The following is a 21,786-nucleotide window of genomic DNA, read 5'->3' as shown; positions in this document are numbered from 1 at the left end:
TTACTCTTGAGGGGTCCCCGCGCTGATGGAAGGACCCCATGCTCACCCGTACTGACCTGCGCTCCGCCGTCCCGTCGCCCGTCGAGCTGCGCCACGCGCTGCCCCGGGCCGAGGTCGACGTGGACGCGGTCATCCATCAGGTGCGGCCGATCGTCGACGGGGTCCGTGAGCGCGGGGTCGAGGCCGCCCTGGAGTTCACCGAGCGGTTCGACCGGGTCCGCCCCGAGTCGGTCCGGGTGCCCGCCGCGGAGTTGACGCGCGCGCTGGAGGAGCTGGACCCGGCGGTGCGCGCCGCCCTTGAGGAGTCGATCGCGCGCGCCCGCGTGGTGCACGCCGAACAGCGCCGCACCGACGTGACCACCCAGGTCGTCCCCGGTGGCACGGTCACCGAGCGCTGGGTGCCGGTCGCCAGGGTCGGGCTCTACGCGCCGGGCGGGCTCGCGGTGTACCCGTCGAGCGTGGTCATGAACGTCGTTCCCGCGCAGGCCGCCGGGGTCGAGTCGCTCGTCGTGTGCTCGCCGCCGCAGGCCGAGTTCGGCGGCCGTCCGCACCCGACGATCCTCGCGGCCGCCGAGCTGCTCGGCGTCGAGGAGGTCTGGGCTGTGGGCGGCGCGCAGGCGGTGGCGCTGCTGGCCTACGGCGGCGTCGACACCGACGGCGCCGAGTTGGCCCCGGTCGACATGGTCACCGGGCCGGGCAACATCTACCTGACCGCGGCGAAGCGCCTGCTGCGCGGTCTCATCGGCATCGACTCCGAGGCCGGGCCGACCGAGATCGCCATCCTCGCCGACGCCACCGCCGACCCGGCGCACGTCGCCGCCGACCTGATCAGCCAGGCCGAGCACGACCCGCTCGCGGCGAGCGTGCTGGTCACCGACTCCGTCGAGCTGGCCGACGCCGTCGACGCCGAGCTGGAGATCCGGGCCAAGGCGACGAAGCACTCCGACCGAGTCACGACCGCGTTGCGCGGCAAGCAGTCCGGCTGCGTCCTGGTGTCCACTGTGGATGACGGGCTGCGGGTGGTAGACGCCTACGCGGCCGAGCACCTGGAGATCCAGACCGCCGACGCGCGGACCGTCGCGGCTCGCGTCCGCAGCGCCGGCGCGATCTTCGTCGGCGCGTACGCACCTGTTTCGCTCGGCGACTACTGCGCCGGGTCCAACCACGTGCTGCCCACCGGCGGCTGCGCGCGGCACTCATCGGGGTTGTCGGTGCAGACGTTCCTGCGCGGCATCCACGTCATCGACTACTCCGAGGACGCGCTCCGCGAGGTGGCGGGCCACGTCGTCGCCCTCGCCAACGCCGAGGACCTGCCCGCGCACGGCGAAGCGGTCACCGCGAGGTTCGAGTCATGACCACCCCCGGACAGCGGGCGGCCCTGCGCGACCTGCCGCTGCGCGACGACCTGCGCGGCCGGTCGCCCTACGGCGCGCCGCAGCTCGATGTGCCGTTCCCGTTGAACACCAACGAGAACCCGTACCCGCCGCCGCCGGAGTTGGTCGCCGACATCACCGCGGCCGTCCAGGAGATCGCGGGCACGTTGCACCGGTACCCAGACCGCGACGCCATCGCGCTGCGCGACGACCTGGCGCGCTACCTGGCCGAGTCGACCGGTGTGCCGCTGACGGTGGCGAACCTGTGGGCCGTCAACGGGTCCAACGAGATCCTGCAGCAGATCCTGCAGGCGTTCGGCGGTCCCGGGCGGGTCGCGCTCGGGTTCGAGCCGTCGTACTCGATGCACCCGATCATCGCCGGTGGGACTCGCACCGAGTGGGCGCCGACCCCGCGCCGCGCCGACTTCTCTCTCGACGTGGACGAAGCGGTGAAGGTGCTGGCCGAGCGGTCGCCGGACGTGGTCTTCGTGACCAGCCCGAACAACCCGACCGGCCAGTCGATCCCGCTCGACGACCTGCGCGCGCTTGTCAAGGCCGCGCCGGGCATCGTGGTGGTCGACGAAGCCTACGCGGAGTTCTCCCCGCAGCAGAGCGCCGTGCACCTGATCGACGAGTTCCCCACGCAGGTGATCGTCAGCCGCACCATGAGCAAGGCGTTCGCCTTCGCGGGTGGGCGGCTGGGCTACCTGGCCGCCGCGCCCGCCGTCGTCGACGCGCTTCTGTTGGTGCGCCTGCCGTATCACCTGTCCGCGCTCACCCAGGCCGCCGCCCGCGCGGCCCTGCGCCACGCCGAGCAGACCCTCGCCTCGGTGCACGCGCTGGCCGCCGAACGCGACCGGGTGGCCGCAGCCCTGGCCGGGCTCGGCGCCGACGTGGTGCCCAGCGACGCCAATTTCGTCCTCTTCGGACAGTTCGACGACGCGCCCGCCGCCTGGAAGTCCTATTTGGACGAAGGCGTGCTCATCCGGGACGTCGGCATCCCCGGGTTCCTGCGGGTGACCGTGGGCACCCCGGTGGAGAACGACGCTTTCCTGGCTGCCAGCAAGGAGATCATCAAATGAACCGTGTCGGCCGCGTCGAGCGGATCACCAAGGAGTCGTCCGTTCTGGTCGAAGTCGACCTCGACGGCTCGGGCAAGGTCGAGGTCTCGACCGGTGTCCCGTTCTTCGACCACATGCTCACCGCCTTCGGCGTGCACGCCTCGTTCGACCTGACGGTGCGCGCCACCGGCGACATCGAGATCGACGCCCACCACACGGTCGAAGACGTCTCCATCGTCCTGGGCCAGGCCCTGCGTGAGGCCCTGGGCGACAAGTCGGGCATCCGCCGCTTCGGCGACGCCTGGATCCCGATGGACGAGACCCTCGCGCACGCGGCGGTCGACGTGTCCGGGCGGCCGTACTGCGTGCACACCGGCGAGCCCGAGGTCATGACCGGTTTCGTCGTGGGCAACAACTACCCGACGGTCCTCAACCGCCACGTCTTCGAGTCGATCGCCTTCCACGCCCAGATCGCCCTGCACCTGCGAGTGATCCACGGCCGGGACCCGCACCACATCACCGAGGCCGAGTACAAGGCCTTCGCCCGGGCCCTGCGCGCGGCGACCGAATCGGACCCGAGGGTCGGCGGCGTCCCGTCGACCAAGGGCGTTCTCTGAGCAGTCGGGAGACTGAGTTGCTGTCGAAGGACCTCGTCGTCATCGGCCTGATCGCGTTGGCGGGAATCCTCATCGGAGGCGTCTACACGACCTGGAAGACGGCCAAGGGCATGGCCATCCTCCTGGCCGTCTTCGCCGCGATGGCAGGCGGCGGTGCCCTGGCTTGGTACCTCTCCTCATGAGACTCGAAGAGCCGCACGTGCTTGCCCGATGCCACCCGCGCGTCCCCGGTGCGCAGGTCCTCGCGGCGGATCGGGTCGGTGATGTCGCCGAGGTCGCGGCCGCCGCCGGGGCGCGGAGTGGCGTAGCTGCCATGTCACAGCCACATCAGATCCCGCCCTCGGTCGCCGCCTTCAGCCGCGGCGCGCCGGGCCCGAACTTCGCCAGCGCGTCCTCACTGTTGATCAGCCCACAGGACTTGAGCGACAGGCACCCGCACCCGATGCAGGACGTCAGGTTGTCGCGCAGCCGTTGTAAAGCGTCGATGCGTGCCTCGATCTCGCCGCGCCAGGACTTGGACAGTTTGCTCCAGTCCACCTTCGTCGGCGTCCGCCGCTCGGGCAGCAAATCGAGCGCGTCGTGGATCTCTTCCAATGACAGCCCGACCCGCTGGGCGGTCCGGATGAACGCCAACCGCCGCAACACCGCCCGCGCGTACCGCCGCTGGTTGCCCGCCGTGCGCTCGGAGGTGATCAGCCCGCGCTCTTCGTAGAAGCGCAGGGCCGTATGGGGAACACCGCTGCGATCGGCGACCTCGCCGATGGTCAGCATCTCTGGAAGCTTGGACACCCCGAGAGCCTACCGGGGACCTCCAGGTAGGTCGAAGTACCGCGACGGCACGTGGTCGGTCAGCCAGACGCCGTTGGCGCTGACGTGGAAGACGTGGCAGTCGGCCGTCATCGCGGCCGCGTCGATCACCAGGATGACCGGCTTCCCTCGCCGCGCCCCGACCCTCACAGCGGTCTCGCGAGTCGCCGACAGATGCACGTGGTGGCGGTTCATCGGCCGCAGCCCGTCCGCCATGATCGCGGGGAGTACCGCCGCCACCGTCCCGTGGTAGAGCACGTCCGGCGGGGTGGCGGGCAGCAGGCCGAGGTCGACGGGGACGCTGTGGCCCTGGCTGGCCCGGATCCGCGTCCCGGACTCGTCGTAGGCGAACCGCTGCTTGTTGTTCTCGGCCACGACGGCGTCGAGGCTGGCGCGGTCGACGCGCAGGGCGGCGAGGACGGCGGTGATGTCGGTCCAGCCCGCGGCGTCCAGGGTGAGGCCCAGGTGGGCCGGGTCGTGCCGCAGCGCCTTCGACAGGCGCTTGGAGAGTTTGATGTGCATAACGGGGTGTAGTGGATCACAGTGCCGGTCAGGATCGCCAGCAGGTTCTTGACCTCCAGTGAACTCGAAGTTGCACCGTAGGCCCATGACATCCGACACCACGCACCTGGCGGCCTTGTTCGCCAGGATGACCGGCGACGAGAAGCACGAGTGGGCCGCGGCGTCGACGCTCGACGTGCTGTGGGTCCTCTATGACCGGGTGCTCGACGTCGCCCCGGACCGTGTCGACGACCCCGACCGCGACCGCTTCCTGCTGTCCAAAGGCCACGGCCCCATGGCTTTCTACGCCGTCCTCGTGATCGACAACCACAGCTCCGACCACGGCTGGCCGGGCGGCATCGCGGAGCGCTTCGCGGTGGAGAACTGGGCGACCGCCACCGTCGACGGCCGCGACCACGACGCCATCCACGCCGCTCTCACCGCCGACCACCCCGGCAGGACGCTCGTCGTGGTCGCCGACGTCCAGAAGGGCTGACAGCATGACCACCGTCGACCTGCGCACCATGGGTGAGGCGTTCGCCGTGCACCTGACCGAGGCGCTCGACCAGGACCCGCGGGTGGCGCTCGTGCTCGCCGCGATCTCGCGCGACCTGTTCGACCGGCCGCTGCGCGACTACCCGGACCGGGTGGTCAACGTCGGCATCCGCGAACAGGCGATGATCGGGGTGGCGGGCGGTCTCGCGCTGACCGGTTTCCGCCCGGTCGTGCACACCTACGGCCCGTTCCTCGTCGAGCGGCCCTACGAGCAGATCAAACTCGACCTGGGCCACCAGGACGTCGGGGCTGTCCTGGTCAGCGTCGGCGCCTCCTACGACAACCCCGCCATGGGCCGCACCCACCAGGCGGCCGCCGACGTCGCGCTCTTCGACACGCTGCCGGGCTGGACGGTGCATGTCCCGGGCCACCCTGATGAGGTCGGCCCGCTGCTCGCGGGCGCCATCGCCGGCGACGACCGCGTCTACCTGCGGCTGTCCGCGCGGTCCAACTCTCGACCGCAGCCGGTGACCGGCGAGTTCGTCCCGCTCAAGCACGGCAGCCTGGGCGCCGTCCTCGCGATCGGCCCCACCCTGGACACCGTGCTGGCCGCGAGCGAGGGCCTGGACGTCTCGGTGCTCTACACCCCGACGATCCGGCCGTTCGACAGCGCGGGCCTGCGGGCCGCGGTCGACTCGGCCGCGCCGAACGTGCTGGTCGTGGAGCCGTACCTGCGGGGGACCTCGGCCGCCCAAGTCGCCGACGCGCTCGCCGACGTCCCGCACCGGCAGCGTTCGGTCGGCGTGCGGCGGGACCTGGAAGTGCGTGCCTACGGAACGCCCGAGCAGCACGACGAGATCCACGGGCTCGACGCCGCCGGGATCGCGAAGACCCTGAGGGAACTCCTCGGGTACTGACCGCTCAGACGTGTGCCGCGCGCGTGGGTGCGGGCGCGGTCCGGGGCCGGGGGACCTCGATGGCAGGGGAAGCCGGGCGCGGCGTGATGAGCGCACCCGCGATGCCGAGCCAGACGACGGCGAGCACGGCGGGCCACACCACCGACTCCGACATCGCCAGGTAGGCGTCGACGATCGCGGCAAAGAACAGGATGACGGCCAAACCCCAGCGCACCCGGGTGTTGGTGGTCATTGTCGCCCTCCTCGGACTCCGGCCCGACCTGGCCGTGACCTGGTGATTACCCACTTTCGAGTGAATTGACACGCCAGTTTGGTCACGGTTAGGTCACGCGCGTCCAGCGACTAGGCTGAACGGCGTGGCACGAGTCGTCGTACTTGATTACGGATCCGGAAACCTGCGCTCCGCTGAGCGAGCCCTGCGCCGCGTCGGCGCCGAGGTCGAGGTGACCGGCGACTTCCAGGCAGCCGTCGAGTGCGATGCGCTGGTCGTCCCCGGTGTCGGCGCGTACGCCGCCTGCATGGCGGGCCTGCGAGGCATTCGCGGCGACCGGATCATCGGTCGCAGGCTCGCGGGCGGCCGTCCGGTGCTGGGCATCTGCGTCGGCATGCAGATCCTCTTCGAGCGCGGTATCGAGCACGGCGTGGAGACCGAGGGCTGCGCCGAGTGGCCCGGCGTCGTCGACCGCCTCGACGCCCCGATCGTGCCGCACATGGGCTGGAACACCGTGCGCGCGCCGGAGAAGTCGGTGCTGTTCGGCGGAATGGACCCGGAGACCCGGTTCTATTTCGTGCACTCCTACGCGGCGCGCACCTGGGACCTGCACCCGGAACCGCCGATGATCCCGCCGCTGGTCACCTGGGCGAACCACGGCGGCGACTTCGTGGCCGCGGCAGAGAACGGGCCGCTATCGGCCACCCAGTTCCACCCGGAGAAGTCCGGCGACGCGGGCGCGCGGCTGCTGGAGAACTGGCTCAAGGACGTCACGGGATGACCGCCCCGCGCAAGCGGCGCACCACACCCGCCAGCCGACGGCGCTCGACCACGGCGCGCAGGCGCAGGCGGTCCACCGCCACGACGCTCGGCGGCGCGGTCGGCGCCGCCCTCGCCGGGGTGCTGACCGCGCTGATCGGCACCCTGCCGCTGTGGGTGTGGGCACTGCTCCTGGTCGTCGGCTTCGCCGTGGGCTACCTCATGCACCGCCGCGCGCACCCGGCCGCATAGGCTGCTCCGGTGAGCTTCTACTTGCTACCCGCCGTCGACGTGGCCTACGGCCAGGCCGTCCGACTCGTCCAGGGTGCCGCGGGCACCGAGACCGACTACGGCTCCCCGCTGGACGCCGCCCTCGCGTGGCAGACCGACGGCGCCGAGTGGGTCCATCTGGTCGACCTCGACGCCGCTTTCGGCCGGGGCAGCAACCGCGACCTCATCGCCGAGGTCGTCGGCACCCTCGACGTGAAGGTCGAGCTGTCGGGCGGCATCCGCGACGACGACTCCCTGGCCGCCGCACTGGCGACCGGCTGCGCCCGGGTCAACCTGGGCACCGCGGCGCTGGAAGACCCCACCTGGTGCGCCAAGGCCATCGCCGAACACGGCGAGAAGGTCGCGGTCGGCCTGGACGTGCGCATCGTCGACGGCGTCCACCGGGTCGCGGCCCGCGGCTGGACCACCGACGGCGGCGAGCTGTGGGATGTGTTGGAGCGCCTCGACAAGGACGGCTGCTCCCGTTACGTGGTCACCGATGTCAGCAAGGACGGCACCCTCCAGGGCCCGAACCTGAAGCTGCTCAGCGACGTCTGCGCGCGCACGGACGCCCCGGTGATCGCCTCCGGCGGAGTGTCCAGTGTGGACGACCTGATCGCCCTCGCGGGCCTGTCCGACCTCGGCGTCGAGGGTGCGATCGTCGGAAAAGCCTTGTACAACGGCAACTTCACCCTTCCCGAGGCGCTGTCGGCCTTGCCGTAGTGGCAGCTGCCCACCAGGCTCGACACCACCTCGCGGCACGCCGCGCATGGGGGGGTCGATCCTGATGGGATGCTCCGGCGCAACAACCTGATCAGCGATGCGGACGTCGAGCGGCTCGAAGCGTGGATCTCGACGATCTCCTACGCGATGGCCTGCGTTCTCGAAGGCAGTGTCGCAGAGGCGTTCCACGAGTACGACCGGCGCGACGCCGGGCACTGAGGCGTCAGTCGGTCGCACCCACGGTGATCTCGACGCCGATGGTGCCCTCGGAGCCGCGGCGCAGCCTGCTGCCGAGCATGGTGATCCGGCCGACCAACCCGTACTTGCTCTGGATCAGTGAGCGGGCCCGGTCGGACCCGTCGGCGTCGAGGAGGCGGGCTTTGCCCTCGAAGGTGTCGCCGAGGGGCTTGCCGCCGAAGTCGCACTCGGTGAGCTGCACGCGGCCGTTGTTGCGGATGCGCTTGACCTTGCCCGAGTCGGTGACGGTCCAGAAGTAGAGGGCCTCACCGTCGCGCGCGACCCAGACCGGGGTGGGGACCGCGGTGCCGTCGCGCTTGAAGGTGGTGACCAGGAGGTATTTGCCGTCGCCGAGTCGGGTCAGCCCGTCCGATGCCATGGGAGGACAGTACAAGTTACCGGCAAGTTCATCCGAATAGTGGGTGTGACACTTCATGTCGAGGTGTACCACTTGTAGGCGTGACTCCCACCACATCGTTCGATCGCCGCGCCTTCCTCCGCACCTCAGCGGTGGCCGGTGGCGCCCTGCTCATCCCGGCCGCGCTGGCTTCCCCGGCCAGTGCGGCGGCCGTGCCGCAGTTCGCGCACGGTGTCGCCTCAGGTGACCCCTTACCCGACGGCGTCCTACTGTGGACCCGTGTCACGCCCACTCCCGAGGCAACTCCAGGCTCCGGTGCGGGCCCGGAGGTCGAGGTCCACTGGGACATGGCGACCGACTCGGCGTTCGCCAACATCGTCCAGTCGGGCGCCGCCACGACCGGCCCCGCGCGCGACCACACCGTCAAGGTCGAGGCCGGGGGACTGGCTTCGGCGACCGTCTACTACTACCGGTTCACGCTCGACGGCATCGCCTCGGCGACCGGGCGCACCCGGACCGCCCCGGCTGTGGACGCGGCCGTGAGTAAGCTGCGCCTCGGCCAGGTGTCCTGCTCGAACTGGCAGGCAGGCTACTTCTCCGCCTACCGCCACCTCGCGGCGCGCGCCGATCTCGACGGTGTCCTGCATGTCGGCGACTACCTCTACGAGTACCAGGTGGGCGGCTTCGGTGCCGGTGGCGTGACCGTCCGCCCGCACGAGCCCGCCCACGAGATGCTCTCCCTCGCCGACTACCGCCGCCGCCACGCCCAGTACAAGACCGACCCGGATCTCCAGGCGCTGCACGCCGCCCAGCCGTGGTTCATCACCTGGGACGACCACGAGTACGCCAACGACACCTGGTCCGGCGGCGCCCAGAACCACCAGCCGAACGAAGGCGACTGGAACGCGCGCAAGGCCGCGGCGCGACAGGCGTACTTCGAGTGGATGCCGGTGCGCCAGGGACCCGACGGCCAGATCTACCGGCGGTTCCGCTGGGGACGGCTCGCCGAACTGTCCCTGCTCGACCTGCGCAGCTACCGCTCGCTGCAGACCACCCCGTCCTCCGGCGACCCGAACGACCCGGCCCGCACGATCACCGGCGACCCGCAGATGGCGTGGCTCAAGTCCGGTCTGTCCGGCACGGACGCCACCTGGAAGCTCGTCGGCAACTCGGTGATGATCACGCCGATCTCGGTGGGCAACGTCGAGGCGCGGTTCCTCGAAGCGCTCGGCAGCCTGCTCGGGCTGCCGCTCGGCGGCGTCGCGGCCAACTCCGACGCCTGGGACGGCTACACCGCCGACCGGCAGGAACTGTTGGGGCACCTCAAGGACAACCGGGTCAAGAACACCGTGTTCCTGACCGGCGACATCCACTCGTCGTGGGGCGCGGACGTGCCGATCGACCGCTCCAGCTACTGGTGGAACGGCAACAGTGTGGCCACCGAGTTCGTCACGACCTCGGTGACCAGCGACAACATCGACGACATCCTCAAGATCCCGGCGCGGACCGGGTCCGTGGTCGCGGAAACCGCGCTGTACGCGGGGAACTGGCACCTCAAGTACATCGAGCTGGACTCGCACGGCTACTCGGTGGTCGACGTGAACCCGCGGCGCGTCCAGATGGACTGGTACTACATCGGCGACCGGCTCAGCCCGACCTCCGGCGCGCGGCACGCGAAGTCGCTGGCCACGCCGGTCGGCACGCAGAAGGTCAGGCCCGCCGGTTCGCCGGTCGCCTAGGAGGCCGGATTTCCAGAAAGACGGGCGAGTCAGGGGGTGCGGCGGCGCAGGGTCGCCGCACCCAGGACCACGGCGAGCACGACGCAGGCCCCGACGACCACCAGGTTGCGCAGCAGCGTCAGGTCGACCTCGGCGGAGCGGGTGACCTGGGTGAGGGCGTCGACGGCGTAGGACAGCGGCATCACGTCGGACAGCGCGTTGAGCACCCAGCCCATGCTGTCGCGCGGCTGCAGCAGCCCGCACAGCAGGAACTGCGGCAGGACGAACAGCGGCATGAACTGGATCGCCTGGAACTCGCTGGTCGCGAACGCGCTGACCAGCAGCCCGAGTGCCATGCCCAGCAGGGCGTCGAGCACCGCGATCAGCAGCAGCGTCCACACCGAACCGGCGACGTCGAGTCCCAGCCACAGCACCGAGACGCCGGTCGCGATGCCCACTTGGAACACCGCGATCCCGCCGAAGGCAATGGCGTAGCCCAGGATCAGGTCGAGCTTGGCCAGGGGCATGGTCATCAGCCGTTCGAGCGTGGCCGTCGTGCGCTCGCGCAGGGTCGTGACCGAGGCGATCAGGAACATGATCACGAACGGGAACACGCCGAGCAGCGCGGGCGCGATCCGGCTGAACACCTGCTCGTTGTTGAACACGAACCGGAGCAGCGTCATCAGCAGGGTGGGGACCAGCAGCAGCATCGCGATGGTGCGCGGGTCGTGCCGCAGCTGGGTCAGGATCCGCCGGGCCGTGGCCAGGGTGATGGTCGCGTTCACGCCGCCTCCCTCGATCGCACCAGGTGCAGGAACGCCTGTTCCAGGTCGTGTTTGCCGGTGTCGACGCGCAGGCCTTCCGGGGTGTCGTCGGCGAGGATGGCGCCCTCGCGCATGAGCAGCAGCCGCTCGCAGCGGGCGGCCTCGTCCATCACGTGACTGGACACCAGCAGCGTCGTGCCCGCCTTGGCGAGCCTGCCGAACAGCGCCCAGAGGTCGTCGCGCAGGACTGGGTCCAGGCCGACCGTGGGCTCGTCGAGCACCAGCAGCTCCGGCTCGCCGAGCAGCGCGACCGCCAGGCTGGCCCGGCTGCGCTGGCCGCCGGAGAGCTTGCCGACGAGCTGGTTCGCCTGGCCGCCGAGGTCGACGTCGGCGATCACCCGGTCCACATCGGACGCGGGCGCCTTGAGCACGGAAGCGAAGTAGCGCAAGCACTCCGCCACTGTCAGGTCGGCGTAGACGGCCGGGTTCTGGGTCGCGTACCCGACCCGGTCGCGCAGCTTCGGGTCGCCCGCGGGCAGGCCGAGGACCGTCACCTCGCCACCCTCGACGATCTGTGCGCCGACGATCGCGCGCATCAGCGTCGTCTTGCCGCACCCGCTGGGCCCGAGCAGACCGGTGACCGATCCGCGTGGCACCTCGAACCCGACGTCGCGCAGCACCTCGAGACCGCCGCGGCGGACCCGCAGGCCGTGTACCAGCACCGCAGAATTAGTCATGCGTTTAATTCTGCGCCCGTGGAGTTCGCCCGTCAAGAGGTACGCACGGGACCGTTCGAGTCGTACGGTGATCACGCCGACGCACTACCCGGAGGTCCGATGCCCGCCGCCCAAGCCATGTCCGCGCTGTTGCTGGCCATGTCCGCCGACCGTCCCAGGTTGCGCGTCGACGAGATGCCCGAGCGGTTCCTCTCCACGGTGCGCGGCGGGATCGGGACGTGGGAGGCGGCGGTGGCGTCCTTCGACGCCGGGGGCGAGGCGACGGCGGCGCTGCCGGTCGTCGAGGCGCTGTTCGAACCGGACACCGCCATCGCCCGGGCCGCGGCCGCCGCCGAGGACTCCGTGCGGTTCGGTGTCGGCAAGCCGATCGACCAACTCGTCGTCGGCTTGGTGAAGGTCCACCGCGAACTCGTGAAGGAGAATCGCAGGCCAGTCGCGATGATCCGCAAAGCCGCCCACATGGAACGCCGCGCGACAAGCCGCTGGCGCGGCGCCGAGGGGCGCAAGGGCCTGCTGGTCGACCGCGATCTGCAACTGGAGGAAGCCCGAGTCGAAGTCCGGGTCCTGCTCGATGACGCCCGAGCCGTGGCCGACCTCATGCACCGCTGGCGCGCACAACCAGTGGCTTAGCTGACACCCTGGTCTCGATGGCACGACACCGCGAGGCCGCCGAAGAGCGGGTCGAGCAGGTCCGCGACGACGCCGCGGGCCGGTTCCGGCTCGCTGGGGAGTTCTACGAGACCCCCGCCCGGCGCGGTTTCGCGCGGGGCGAGCTGAGCTTCCTGCGCTGGGAGTTCGAGCGCGGCGTGCTGTCGCCGGTGCGGGGGAGCCCGTGGTGGCGGGCGGTCAACGAGCGCCTGCTGCGCGACAAGATCGAGGCCGACCTGGCCCGCGGTGGCCACGTGTCCTCGCGCGCGGTCGAACTCTGGACCGACTTCGTCCGCACGCCCACGCCGGTCACCTGGTACCGGGCGCACAACGCCAGCATCGTCGCCGGCTACCTCGAACACGAGGAACTCGCCCACGACGAGACCCCGCTCGAACGTTTCATGATCAACGTGACGCTGGTCCGCGCGCTCTACGCGCACGCGCTGGTCGCCGAGCCCCGGCTGGCCGCGGGCAGACTCGGCCGCGCGGCCAGACATCTCGGCGACCCTCGCTATGGGACGGTCGGCCTGTTCCTCAGCCTGCGCCGGGTGTTCCCGCAGCACTACCCGGTGGCGGGCGGCTCGCTGGCCCGGCTCATCGCAGAGGAAGGCCGCCTGCCCCGGCTGCTCGATTTCGGCGTGATCATCCCGCGGCTGCGACAGCTCTACGACTTCGCGGCGAAGTCGCTGGACGAGCCGAGAATCACCGAGCTGATCACCGACGGCATCCCGTCCTACGGCCAAGCGCCGGTGGAGCCCTCGGCGTGGCGGGTCGCCCGCCCCAGCCTCGCCATGCGACTCGTGCGCCTGGCCACGAAACCGGTCGCGGGCAGCCGTTGAGGTCGCGTTCACCCTCTTCGCCACAGCTGTCGCTGGGTCACGGCCGCGCTGCCGCGCAACGCTCGCGGAGAACGGCGACGCCGTCGCCGTCGAGTTCCTCGCAGTAGAGGGTGCGGCCGGTCATGGCCATGATCAGGGCCAGGGTCGCGCCGGACACCAACGGCCCGGAGCCGGTGGCGAACGGGCCGTCGGCGGCGACCAGTCGGAGGCCGCCGATGCGGCCTTTGGCGAGGACGACGAGGTCTGAACCCTGGTAGTAATCGGCCAGCCGAGTGAGCGTGGCGACCGGGTAGTCGCGTCGGACACCCAGCGGCCTGCGGATGTCCTCGCCGTGCACGACCGCTTCGCCGAGCATCGCGACGACCGGAAGGGGTGGTTTGGTGGTGCTGATGACCACCTGTCGGAACCGCGCGAGCGTATCGGCAGGCGTCGCGCCCAGGTGCTGGGCCAGCCGCATGGCGACCTGCTTGTCGAAGTCGAACCGGCAGCGGATCACCCCCGCCAGCCATCGCACTGGGGTGAGGCTCGCCGCCGCGGTGAGGTGCGCGAGCACCTCGCGCACCGTGAGATCGGCGCTCAACGACCGCGTCGCCCACTGGCGGTCGGTCAGGTCGGCGAGGTCCGCCGACAACGCCACGCGCTCAGCGTGCACCAGTGGCCAGATATCGGTCGCGCGGCGGAGGTCTGTTGATCGTTCTGGTGTGGTCATGGCGGAACTCCTGGGTCAGGACGAATCGTTCGCGGTCGTTCACCAGCGAGACCGCGCCGCCCGCGCGGAATCGTCGCTCGGGCTTGAAAGAACTTCGCCTGCCTGGACCGGCCCGTCGCCGTCCAGGTAGTGCTGGATCACCGGCGCGACCACGGCGACGACCTCGTCATCCGACGCCGAGGCCATCGGCTCCACCCGCACCACGTACCGGACCATCGCCAGGCCCACCAGCTGTGCGGCCATCGCCGTCATCCGCAGCCGGGGGACCCCCAGCGCCTCCGCGACCTTCGTCAGCACCGCGCGCTCCAGGAATTCGCGGAGCATCTTGGCGGCCTGTTCGTTGGTCGACACCGAGCGCAGCAGGGCCAGGAAGGACTTGCTGGGTTCCGGGGCCGACCACAGGCCGAGCATCAGCCGCACCAGTCGCTCGCCCGCGTGGTCCCGGGGGCCGTTCAGCACGACCTCGGCCATGACCGTCGGGTTGACCGGCAGGCTCAGCGCCTCGACGAAGACCTGCTCCTTCGTACCGAAGAAGTGGTGGATGAGAGCCGGGTTCACCGAGGCCTCCGCCGCGATCCCGCGAATGGTCGCGCCGCCGTACCCGAGCGCGCCGAACTGGCTGCGCGCGGCGGTCAGGATGTGCTCGCGCGTCTGGGTCTGTCCCGGTCTGCGGCCTGCCATCGCCTCCCCTTCGTGGTCCTTCGGACCCCAGTATCGCCGCCACGTAGGCTCGAAGGCATGTCTGTAGCGGTGCGCGTGATCCCTTGTCTCGACGTCGACGCGGGCCGGGTGGTGAAGGGTGTCAACTTCGCCGACCTGGTCGACGCGGGCGACCCGGTGGCACTGGCCGCCGCCTACGACGCCGAAGGCGCCGACGAGCTGACCTTCCTGGACGTCACCGCGTCCTCTTCGGACCGTGAGACCACCTTCGACGTGGTCCGCCGCACAGCCGAGCAGGTCTTCATCCCGCTGACGGTCGGCGGTGGCGTCCGCGAGGTCGGCGACGTCGACAAACTGCTCCGTGCGGGCGCCGACAAGGTGAGCATCAACACCGCCGCGATCGCCCGCCCCGAGTTCCTCCGCGAGGCCTCCCACCGCTACGGCGCCCAGTGCATCGTGCTGTCGGTCGACGCCCGCCGCGTCCCCGAGGGGTTCGCCCCGACGCCGTCCGGCTTCGAGGTCACCACCCACGGCGGCAGGCGCGGCACCGGCATCGACGCCGTCGAGTGGGCCGCCCGCGGCCAGGAACTCGGCGTCGGCGAGATCCTGCTCAACTCGATGGACGCCGACGGCACCAAGGCGGGCTTCGACCTCGACCTGATCGACCTGGTCCGCGCCGTCGTGGACGTCCCCCTGATCGCCAGCGGGGGAGCGGGCGCGCTGGAGCACTTCCCGCCCGCCGTCGCCCATGGCGCCGACGGGGTCCTCGCCGCCAGCGTGTTCCACTTCGGACAGCTGCGCATCGGCGAGGTCAAGGACACCCTTCGGGCCTCCGGGGTCGAGGTGCGGTGAGACCGCTGGAAATCCGGCTGTCGGCGGCGATCGTCGTCGCCGCGGCGGTGGTTTTCCTCGGGCTCGCGCCGCTCCGCGACGACCCGGGCGTGGTGCGGTTTCCGGTGGTGCTGGCGGTGATCGCGGCCATTGCCGTCGCGGCGATGTGGACCCGGGTCCGCGTGGCCGCTCTCGTGGCGGTCGGGCTGCTCGCCTTGGTGCACACCGTGATCACCCTGGGTGCCTTGCCGTGGTGGGTCCGAGTGGCGTCCGGCGTCCTCGCCGCGGCACACATGTACGTGGTGATCTTGTTGCTGACCGGCCCCGCGCGGGCCCACTTCACTGGAGTGCCGAATGACTGAGCTGGACCCGGAGATCGCCGGCCTCCTCAAGCGCAACGCCGAAGGCCTCGTGTGCGCCGTCGCCCAGCAGCGCGGCACCGGCGAGGTCCTCATGGTCGCCTGGATGAACGACGAGGCACTGCACCTCACCCTGACCACGCGCAGGGCCACGTACTTCTCCCGCAGCCGCGGCGAGCTGTGGGTCAAGGGCGAGACGTCCGGCCACACCCAGCAGGTCCATGACGTCCGACTGGACTGCGACGGCGACACGATTCTGCTCACCGTCGACCAGGAAGGCGCGGCCTGCCACACCGGGGACCGCACCTGTTTCGACGCCCGGCGGCTTCTTGAGGCGTAGGCGTCAGTCCAGCGAGCCGGTGAGGTAGCGCTGGACGTTCGGGCCGATCGCCCGGACCAAGGTCTCCACATCGCTGTCCGCCAGCGGGTCGAACTTGGCGACGTAGCGGACCACGCCGAGGCCGATCATCTGCGAAGCCACCAGGTTGGCCCGCAGATCCGTCCGGTCGTCGGCCACCTTCCCCGCGAGCTGGGCGAACACGTTCTTGAGGAAGAACTCGCGCAGCACGTTGGCCACCTGCTCGTGCGCGGCGACGCTGCGGATCAGCGCGGCGAACACCCCGCCCCCCTGGGCGTCCCAGGTGGTGAGAAACGCGCGGATGATCCGGGTGCCCAGATCGTCGATCCCGCCTTCGAGCAGGTGGGCGATGATCTCCTTCGGGTTGAACGGCAGCTGCAGCACCGCCTCCCCGAACAGCGCTTCCTTGCCGCCGAACCAGTGGTTGACCATCGCGGCGTCCACCCCGGCGCGCGCCGCGATCGCCCGGACGGTGGCCCCGTCGTACCCCTGTTCGCTGAACACCTCACGGGCGGCGGCGAGCAGCGCGGCGCGCGTGTCGGTGCCGCCGGGTCGACGCCCGCGCTTGGGGGTCTGCTGAACTTCGTCCGCCATAGCATGATGATGGGGCAGTCGCGAGAATAGTTCAACATATGTTGAATTACCCCACTCCCCACGCGCCGGATCCCCACCCGGCAGAATGTCGCCATGGTCAGCGCCATCGGCATCGCGTCCCGGGTCCCCTCGACCACCGGGATGGGTGAGATCAGCCCCACCCGCGAGGAGTTCCACGCCCTCGCGGCCGACCGACGCGTCATCCCGGTCGTGCGGCGGGTCCTCGCCGACGCTGAGACACCCGTGGGGGTCTACCGCAAGCTCGCGGGCGACCGCTCGGGCACCTTCCTGTTCGAGTCCGCCGAGAACGGGCGCTCCTGGTCGCGCTGGTCGTTCGTCGGCGTGAACAGCCCCGCCGCACTCACCGCCACCGGCGGCGAGGCGCACTGGGTCGGCACCCCGCCGGTGGGCCTGCCGACCGGCGGCGACCCGCTCGAGGCGCTCAACGAGACGGTCAAGGCGCTGCACACCGACCCACTGCCCGGGCTGCCGCCGCTGACCGGCGGGATGGTCGGCTACGTCGGCTACGACGCGGTCCGCAGGCTGGAGCGGCTCCCCGAGCTCGCCGAGGACGACCTGAAGCTGCCCGAGCTGGTCATGCTGCTGGCCACCGACCTGGCCGCGCTCGACCACCACGAGGGCACGATCACCCTCATCGCCAACGCCGTGAACTGGGACAACTCGCCCGAGCGGGTCGACGCGGCCTACGACGACGCAGTCGCCCGGCTCAACGCGATGACCCACGACCTGCAGACGCCCGCCGCGCCCACGGCCGCGGTGTTCGACCGGCCCAAGCCGGACTACGTGCGCAGGCGCGAACCCGCCGAATACCAGGCCGCCGTCGAGACCGCCAAGGAGGCGATCCGCGCCGGTGAGGCGTTCCAGGTGGTCGTGTCGCAGCGGTTCGAGATGCGGACCCAGGCCAACCCGCTCGACGTCTACCGGGTGCTGCGCACGACCAACCCGAGCCCGTACATGTACCTGTTGAAGCTCGACGGGTTCAGCATCGTCGGCTCCAGCCCCGAGGCCCTGGTCACCGTCCGGGACGGCCGCGCCACCACGCACCCCATCGCGGGGACCCGCTGGCGCGGGGCCGACCCCGAGGAAGACCAGATCCTGGAGAAGGACCTGCTGGCCGACGAGAAGGAGCGCGCCGAGCACGTCATGCTCGTCGACCTCGGCCGCAACGACCTGGGCCGGGTCTGCAAGCCCGGCACCGTGCACGTCGTCGATTTCTTCCGGGTCGAGCGCTACAGCCACGTCATGCACATCGTCTCCACGGTCACCGGCGAGCTGGCCGAGGGCAAGACCGCGTTCGACGCGGTCGCGGCCTGCTTTCCGGCGGGCACCCTCTCCGGCGCGCCCAAGCCGCGGGCGATGGAGCTGATCGAGGAACTGGAGCCGACTCGGCGCGGCCTCTACGGCGGCGTCGTGGGCTACCTCGACTTCGCGGGCGACGGCGACACCGCCATCGCCATCCGCACCGCGCTCATCCGCGACGGCGTCGCGTACGTGCAGGCGGGCGCGGGCATCGTCGCCGACTCGAACCCCGCGGCCGAGGACACCGAGTGTGTCAACAAGGCGGGGGCGGTCCTGGCCGCCATCGCCACCGCGGAGACCATGCGTGAGGCCACCGGTGGCTGAGTTTTCCCTTGTGCGCGGCCATGAACGCTAAGCGTCCATTATGGACAGTCTGCCTGCTGCTGGCGCTGGCGGCGCTGTCGCTGTGGGGCTCGTCGCGGCTTGGCTGGGGTACGGACTCCCGGCTGCCGCCAGGGCGTGCCTTCGACATCGACGCCTATGAGACGGTCCCGGTGGTCGGCGCCGACATGCTGCCCGCGCTGGTGCCGCTGGCACTGTTCTCGCTCGCCGCCATCGCCGCGGCCATCGCGCTGGGCGGCTGGGCCCGGGTGGCTGTCGGCGGCCTGGTGGCGCTCTTGGGGCTCGTGCCGCTGATCCTGCCGCTGGGCGGCGATCCGCTGCTCTGGGGACGCGCACTCGCGGTGACCGGCGGGGCGCTCATGGTGGCCGCCGGACTGCTCCTGGTCGTCCGCGGGCGCCGCATGCCCCGGCTCGGCTCCAAGTACCGGACTCCGAAGGCGGCCAACGAGTCTAACGCCTCCGAACCGGATCTCTGGCGGGCGCTGTCCGAGGGGGACGATCCCACCGCGCGGGAGAGCTGAAGCGCGGACCCGGTGCCAGACCGTCGGAAGGCTCGGAGTTAGCATCATTTAGGCGGAAGGGGCAATGCTTGTGAGGCACTACACGAGCCGAACATCGATCGAGGGTGGCCAGTGAGCATCCTCGAATCGATCGTCGACGGTGTCCGGGAGGACCTTGCCGTTCGCGAGGCGGCGATTCCGTTCGACGTCATCAAGGAGTTGGCGGCGAAGGCGCCCGCCCCCAGGGACGCGATGAGCGCGTTGCGCGGTTCGGATGTGGGTGTGATCGCCGAAGTCAAGCGGCGCAGCCCCTCCAAGGGTGACCTGGCGGCCATCGCCGATCCCGCCGCGCTGGCCAAGGACTACGCCGAGGCGGGCGCCCGGGTCATCAGCGTCCTCACCGAGCAGCGGCGCTTCGGCGGCTCCCTCGCCGACCTCGACGCCGTGCGTGCCGTCGTGGACATTCCGGTGCTGCGCAAGGACTTCATCGTCAGCCCCTACCAGGTGCACGAGGCCCGCGCGCACGGCGCCGACCTGGTGCTGCTCATCGTCGCGGCGCTCGAACAGAACGCGCTGGCGTCGCTGCTCGACCGCGTCGAGTCGCTCGGCATGACCGCGCTGGTCGAGGTGCACACCGCCGAAGAAGCCGACCGCGCCCTGGAAGCAGGTGCCAAGGTGATCGGCGTCAACGCCCGTGACCTGCACACACTCGAAGTCGACCGCGACGTCTTCGGCAGGCTCGCGCCGGGACTGCCCTCGGGCATCGTCAAGATCGCCGAGTCCGGTGTCCGCGGCCCGAGCGACCTGATGACCTACGCCGGGGCCGGTGCCGACGCGGTGCTGGTCGGCGAGGGCCTCCTCGCCACCGACGACCCGCGCGCCGCGCTCATCCAGCTGGTCACCGCCGGTTCCCACCCCGCCTGCCCGAGGCCGAGTCGATGAGTGGCACCGCGCCCGACGCCGAGGCGCCGCGCAAGCACGATCCGGACGAGCGGGGCCACTTCGGCCCGTACGGCGGCCGGTACATGCCGGAGGCGCTGATCGGGGCGCTCGACGAGCTGACCGCGGAGTACGACAAGGCCCGGCTCGACCCGGAGTTCACCGACGAGTTCGCCCGGCTGCTGCGGGACTACGCGGGCAGGCCGTCGCTGCTGACCGAGGCTCCCCGCTTCGCCGAGCACGCGGGCGGCGCGCGGGTGTTCCTCAAGCGCGAAGACCTGAACCACACCGGCTCGCACAAGATCAATAACGTGCTGGGCCAGGCGCTGCTGACCAAGCGCATGGGCAAGAAGCGGGTCATCGCCGAGACCGGCGCGGGCCAGCACGGCGTGGCCACGGCCACCGCGTGCGCGCTCATGGGCCTGGACTGCGTCGTCTACATGGGCGAGGTCGACACCGAGCGCCAGGCGCTCAACGTCGCCCGGATGAAGCTGCTCGGCGCCGAGGTCATCCCGGTCAAGTCCGGCTCACGCACCCTCAAGGACGCCATCAACGAGGCGCTGCGCGACTGGGTGACCAATGTGGACACCACGCACTACCTGCTGGGCACGGCGGCCGGTGGCCACCCGTTCCCGCTGATGGTGCGCAACTTCCACAAGGTCATCGGCATCGAGGCGCGCGCCCAGATCCTCGACCTCGCGGGCAGGCTGCCCGACGTGGTCACCGCGTGCGTCGGTGGCGGCTCCAACGCGATCGGCATCTTCCACGGCTTCATCGATGACGCCGACGTGCGGCTGGTCGGCATCGAGCCCGGGGGCCACGGCATCGAGTCCGGCGAGCACGGTGCGACGCTGTCCGAGGGCACCCCCGGCATGCTCCACGGCGCGCTGTCCTACCTGTTGCAGGACGAGGACGGCCAGACGGTCGAGGCGTACTCGATCTCGGCGGGCCTGGACTACCCGGGCGTCGGCCCCGAGCACGCGTGGCTCAAGGACACCGCCCGCGCGGAGTACCGCTCGGCCACCGACGACGAGGCGATGGCGGCGTTCAAGCTGCTCTCGCGCACCGAGGGCATCATCCCGGCGATCGAGTCGGCGCACGCGCTGGCAGGCGCGCTCAAGCTGGGTCAGGAACTCGGTCCCGAGGGCCTGATCCTGGTCAACCTGTCTGGTCGCGGTGACAAGGACATGGACACCGCCGCGAAGTACTTCGGCTTCTACCAGGAGGCAGGCGCGTGCGACGCTCCTCCTGCACGTGACGGCCGACCGGGTGCGGGTGTCCCGCAAGACACCGAGGAGTCCTGATGGGCCTGGCCACACTGTTCGAGGGCACCCGGGCCGAGGGCCGCGCCGCCCTGGTGGGCTACCTGCCCGCCGGATACCCGACCGTCGACGCCTCGATCGAGCTGCTCAAGGGCATGATCGACGCCGGCTGCGACCTGGTCGAGGTCGGCGTCCCGTATTCCGACCCGGTGATGGACGGCCCGGTCATCCAGGCCGCCGCCGTCGAGGCCCTCAGCAACGGCTTCCGCCTGCGCGATGTGTTCCGCGTGGTCGAGGCGGTGTCGGCGCACGGGGGCAAGGCCGTCGTGATGACGTACTGGAACCCGGTGTACAAGTACGGGGTCGACGCCTTCTCCCGTGACCTCGCCGCGGCCGGTGGTCTGGGCATCATCACCCCGGACCTGATCCCGGACGAGGCCGCCGACTGGATGGCCGCGTCCACCGAGCACGGCTTGGACCGGATCTTCCTGGTCGCGCCGTCGTCGTCGGACGAGCGGATCGCGAGCACCGTGAAGGCGTCGTCCGGCTTCGTCTACGCCACGGCCGTCATGGGCGTCACCGGCGCCCGCGACGCGGTCGGCTCGGCCGCGGAGGGGCTGGTTGCCCGCACCCGCGCGCACACGGCCCTGCCGGTCGCGGTCGGCCTGGGTGTCCGCTCGGGCCCACAGGCCGCGGAGGTCGCGGCGTTCGCGGACGCGGTGATCGTCGGCTCCGCCTTCGTCACCCGCGCCGCCTCCGGCGTCGACTCGGTCCGTGAGCTGGCCACGGAGCTGGCGGCGGGCGTCCGGAAGGCGCCGACCCCCATCGGGTGAATCTCCAGGTCGGAGCCCTCCCAGGGCCTGTTTCTGTCGGTGGT

Annotated in this window: 29 protein-coding genes and 1 pseudogene; 21 read left to right on the top strand and 9 right to left on the bottom strand. The window is 70.8% G+C overall.

What is annotated here, in order from left to right; genetic code table 11:
- The first annotated feature begins 38 nt into the window (after positions 1-38).
- The 4 genes from hisD to ACRDSQ_RS11655 are packed head-to-tail and all read left to right on the top strand — an operon-like array spanning position 39 to position 3,233.
- Complete coding sequence (gene hisD, locus ACRDSQ_RS11670) at positions 39-1,355, top strand: histidinol dehydrogenase (RefSeq protein ID WP_431420905.1); 1,317 nt, start codon at positions 39-41, stop codon at positions 1,353-1,355.
- Positions 1,352-2,455: a histidinol-phosphate transaminase gene (locus ACRDSQ_RS11665; protein ID WP_431420904.1), complete on the top strand. Its 1,104-nt coding sequence runs from the start codon at positions 1,352-1,354 to the stop codon at positions 2,453-2,455. The genes hisD and ACRDSQ_RS11665 overlap by 4 nt, the downstream gene beginning before the upstream one ends.
- Positions 2,452-3,051 (top strand): imidazoleglycerol-phosphate dehydratase HisB, encoded by a 600-nt coding sequence (hisB, locus tag ACRDSQ_RS11660; RefSeq protein ID WP_431420903.1) that lies wholly within the window; start codon positions 2,452-2,454, stop codon positions 3,049-3,051. Before ACRDSQ_RS11665 ends, hisB begins: the two co-directional genes overlap by 4 nt.
- Before the next feature lie 17 nt (positions 3,052-3,068).
- Complete coding sequence (locus ACRDSQ_RS11655; RefSeq protein ID WP_431420902.1) at positions 3,069-3,233, top strand: hypothetical protein; 165 nt, start codon at positions 3,069-3,071, stop codon at positions 3,231-3,233.
- A gap of 145 nt (positions 3,234-3,378) precedes the next feature.
- Here the strand turns inward: ACRDSQ_RS11655 and soxR are convergent, their stop codons facing one another.
- Positions 3,379-3,822 (bottom strand): redox-sensitive transcriptional activator SoxR, encoded by a 444-nt coding sequence (gene soxR / locus ACRDSQ_RS11650; protein ID WP_431420919.1) that lies wholly within the window; start codon positions 3,820-3,822, stop codon positions 3,379-3,381.
- 27 nt (positions 3,823-3,849) lie between these two features.
- The gene (locus ACRDSQ_RS11645; protein WP_431420901.1) at positions 3,850-4,380 is read right to left on the bottom strand and encodes an RNA 2'-phosphotransferase; all 531 of its coding nucleotides are present in this window, start codon (positions 4,378-4,380) and stop codon (positions 3,850-3,852) included.
- A gap of 85 nt (positions 4,381-4,465) precedes the next feature.
- On the opposite strand from ACRDSQ_RS11645, the gene ACRDSQ_RS11640 reads away from it, so the two are divergent.
- Together ACRDSQ_RS11640 and ACRDSQ_RS11635 are read left to right on the top strand one after the other, a co-directional pair.
- Positions 4,466-4,855, top strand: coding sequence for a hypothetical protein (locus ACRDSQ_RS11640; protein ID WP_431420900.1), 390 nt, complete (start codon positions 4,466-4,468; stop codon positions 4,853-4,855).
- 4 nt (positions 4,856-4,859) lie between these two features.
- On the top strand, positions 4,860-5,771 hold the full coding sequence (locus tag ACRDSQ_RS11635) for a transketolase family protein (protein WP_431420899.1): 912 nt from the start codon (positions 4,860-4,862) through the stop codon (positions 5,769-5,771).
- Between the two features lie 4 nt (positions 5,772-5,775).
- Here ACRDSQ_RS11635 and ACRDSQ_RS11630 read toward each other — a convergent pair whose 3' ends face one another.
- Complete coding sequence (locus ACRDSQ_RS11630) at positions 5,776-6,003, bottom strand: hypothetical protein (protein WP_431420898.1); 228 nt, start codon at positions 6,001-6,003, stop codon at positions 5,776-5,778.
- A 124-nt stretch (positions 6,004-6,127) separates the two neighbouring features.
- Here ACRDSQ_RS11630 and hisH point away from each other — a divergent pair, with 124 nt between their 5' ends.
- From hisH to ACRDSQ_RS11610, 4 genes are all read left to right on the top strand, one after another.
- Complete coding sequence (gene hisH / locus ACRDSQ_RS11625; RefSeq protein ID WP_431420897.1) at positions 6,128-6,763, top strand: imidazole glycerol phosphate synthase subunit HisH; 636 nt, start codon at positions 6,128-6,130, stop codon at positions 6,761-6,763.
- Positions 6,760-6,993, top strand: a complete 234-nt coding sequence (locus ACRDSQ_RS11620) for a hypothetical protein (RefSeq protein WP_431420896.1) — start codon at positions 6,760-6,762, stop codon at positions 6,991-6,993. Before hisH ends, ACRDSQ_RS11620 begins: the two co-directional genes overlap by 4 nt.
- Positions 6,994-7,002: 9 nt before the next feature.
- Positions 7,003-7,734: a bifunctional 1-(5-phosphoribosyl)-5-((5-phosphoribosylamino)methylideneamino)imidazole-4-carboxamide isomerase/phosphoribosylanthranilate isomerase PriA gene (priA, locus tag ACRDSQ_RS11615; protein WP_431420895.1), complete on the top strand. Its 732-nt coding sequence runs from the start codon at positions 7,003-7,005 to the stop codon at positions 7,732-7,734.
- A 69-nt stretch (positions 7,735-7,803) separates the two neighbouring features.
- A complete protein-coding gene (locus ACRDSQ_RS11610) occupies positions 7,804-7,953 on the top strand; it encodes a hypothetical protein (protein ID WP_431420894.1) in 150 nt (49 codons plus the stop codon).
- A gap of 4 nt (positions 7,954-7,957) precedes the next feature.
- On the opposite strand, the gene ACRDSQ_RS11605 is transcribed toward ACRDSQ_RS11610, so the two are convergent.
- Complete coding sequence (locus ACRDSQ_RS11605) at positions 7,958-8,350, bottom strand: PPOX class F420-dependent oxidoreductase (protein WP_431420893.1); 393 nt, start codon at positions 8,348-8,350, stop codon at positions 7,958-7,960.
- Positions 8,351-8,430: 80 nt separating this feature from the next.
- Between ACRDSQ_RS11605 and ACRDSQ_RS11600 the strand changes: the two genes are divergently transcribed.
- Entirely contained in the window at positions 8,431-10,068 is a 1,638-nt protein-coding gene (locus ACRDSQ_RS11600) for an alkaline phosphatase D family protein (protein WP_431420892.1), read from the top strand.
- Positions 10,069-10,097: 29 nt separating this feature from the next.
- Here the strand turns inward: ACRDSQ_RS11600 and ACRDSQ_RS11595 are convergent, their stop codons facing one another.
- Together ACRDSQ_RS11595 and ACRDSQ_RS11590 are read right to left on the bottom strand one after the other, a co-directional pair.
- Positions 10,098-10,832, bottom strand: a complete 735-nt coding sequence (locus ACRDSQ_RS11595) for an ABC transporter permease (RefSeq protein WP_431420891.1) — start codon at positions 10,830-10,832, stop codon at positions 10,098-10,100.
- Positions 10,833-11,062: 230 nt separating this feature from the next.
- Positions 11,063-11,548 (bottom strand): annotated as a pseudogene (locus tag ACRDSQ_RS11590) (ATP-binding cassette domain-containing protein); the annotation flags it as partial.
- Between the two features lie 99 nt (positions 11,549-11,647).
- Here ACRDSQ_RS11590 and ACRDSQ_RS11585 point away from each other — a divergent pair.
- Together ACRDSQ_RS11585 and ACRDSQ_RS11580 are read left to right on the top strand one after the other, a co-directional pair.
- Positions 11,648-12,178 carry a hypothetical protein gene (locus ACRDSQ_RS11585; RefSeq protein WP_431420889.1) on the top strand — a complete coding sequence of 177 codons (531 nt, stop codon included), beginning with the start codon at positions 11,648-11,650 and terminating at the stop codon, positions 12,176-12,178.
- Positions 12,179-12,195: 17 nt separating this feature from the next.
- Positions 12,196-13,035 carry a hypothetical protein gene (locus ACRDSQ_RS11580; RefSeq protein ID WP_431420887.1) on the top strand — a complete coding sequence of 280 codons (840 nt, stop codon included), beginning with the start codon at positions 12,196-12,198 and terminating at the stop codon, positions 13,033-13,035.
- Between the two features lie 37 nt (positions 13,036-13,072).
- Here the strand turns inward: ACRDSQ_RS11580 and ACRDSQ_RS11575 are convergent, their stop codons facing one another.
- A complete protein-coding gene (locus ACRDSQ_RS11575; protein ID WP_431420886.1) occupies positions 13,073-13,744 on the bottom strand; it encodes a maleylpyruvate isomerase family mycothiol-dependent enzyme in 672 nt (223 codons plus the stop codon).
- A gap of 39 nt (positions 13,745-13,783) precedes the next feature.
- The gene (locus tag ACRDSQ_RS11570) at positions 13,784-14,425 is read right to left on the bottom strand and encodes a TetR family transcriptional regulator (RefSeq protein WP_431420884.1); all 642 of its coding nucleotides are present in this window, start codon (positions 14,423-14,425) and stop codon (positions 13,784-13,786) included.
- A gap of 57 nt (positions 14,426-14,482) precedes the next feature.
- Here ACRDSQ_RS11570 and hisF point away from each other — a divergent pair, with 57 nt between their 5' ends.
- Genes hisF through hisI form a run of 3 tightly spaced genes read left to right on the top strand, consistent with a single transcriptional unit; the run spans position 14,483 to position 15,934 of the window.
- On the top strand, positions 14,483-15,256 hold the full coding sequence (gene hisF, locus ACRDSQ_RS11565; RefSeq protein ID WP_431420882.1) for an imidazole glycerol phosphate synthase subunit HisF: 774 nt from the start codon (positions 14,483-14,485) through the stop codon (positions 15,254-15,256).
- Positions 15,253-15,597, top strand: a complete 345-nt coding sequence (locus ACRDSQ_RS11560; protein ID WP_431420881.1) for a hypothetical protein — start codon at positions 15,253-15,255, stop codon at positions 15,595-15,597. Before hisF ends, ACRDSQ_RS11560 begins: the two co-directional genes overlap by 4 nt.
- Positions 15,590-15,934, top strand: coding sequence for a phosphoribosyl-AMP cyclohydrolase (hisI, locus tag ACRDSQ_RS11555; protein WP_431420879.1), 345 nt, complete (start codon positions 15,590-15,592; stop codon positions 15,932-15,934). The genes ACRDSQ_RS11560 and hisI overlap by 8 nt, the downstream gene beginning before the upstream one ends.
- Positions 15,935-15,937: 3 nt before the next feature.
- Here the strand turns inward: hisI and ACRDSQ_RS11550 are convergent, their stop codons facing one another.
- Entirely contained in the window at positions 15,938-16,546 is a 609-nt protein-coding gene (locus tag ACRDSQ_RS11550; protein ID WP_431420878.1) for a TetR family transcriptional regulator, read from the bottom strand.
- Positions 16,547-16,639: 93 nt separating this feature from the next.
- On the opposite strand from ACRDSQ_RS11550, the gene ACRDSQ_RS11545 reads away from it, so the two are divergent.
- The 5 genes from ACRDSQ_RS11545 (at position 16,640) to trpA (ending at position 21,742) form a co-directional block, all read left to right on the top strand.
- A complete protein-coding gene (locus tag ACRDSQ_RS11545; protein ID WP_431420877.1) occupies positions 16,640-18,190 on the top strand; it encodes an anthranilate synthase component I in 1,551 nt (516 codons plus the stop codon).
- 20 nt (positions 18,191-18,210) lie between these two features.
- Complete coding sequence (locus ACRDSQ_RS11540; RefSeq protein WP_431420875.1) at positions 18,211-18,729, top strand: Trp biosynthesis-associated membrane protein; 519 nt, start codon at positions 18,211-18,213, stop codon at positions 18,727-18,729.
- 111 nt (positions 18,730-18,840) lie between these two features.
- Positions 18,841-19,650: an indole-3-glycerol phosphate synthase TrpC gene (trpC, locus tag ACRDSQ_RS11535; RefSeq protein ID WP_431420874.1), complete on the top strand. Its 810-nt coding sequence runs from the start codon at positions 18,841-18,843 to the stop codon at positions 19,648-19,650.
- The gene (gene trpB, locus ACRDSQ_RS11530; RefSeq protein WP_431420918.1) at positions 19,629-20,951 is read left to right on the top strand and encodes a tryptophan synthase subunit beta; all 1,323 of its coding nucleotides are present in this window, start codon (positions 19,629-19,631) and stop codon (positions 20,949-20,951) included. The genes trpC and trpB overlap by 22 nt, the downstream gene beginning before the upstream one ends.
- Positions 20,951-21,742, top strand: coding sequence for a tryptophan synthase subunit alpha (gene trpA, locus ACRDSQ_RS11525; protein WP_431420873.1), 792 nt, complete (start codon positions 20,951-20,953; stop codon positions 21,740-21,742). The genes trpB and trpA overlap by 1 nt, the downstream gene beginning before the upstream one ends.
- The last annotated feature ends 44 nt before the right edge of the window (positions 21,743-21,786 follow it).

It is taken from the genome of Actinokineospora sp. (assembly GCF_050699995.1).
GTDB lineage: Bacteria > Actinomycetota > Actinomycetes > Mycobacteriales > Pseudonocardiaceae > Actinokineospora.
The sequence above is the reverse complement of the archived record's forward strand: the minus strand, read 5'-3'. Positions and strand labels throughout refer to the sequence as shown.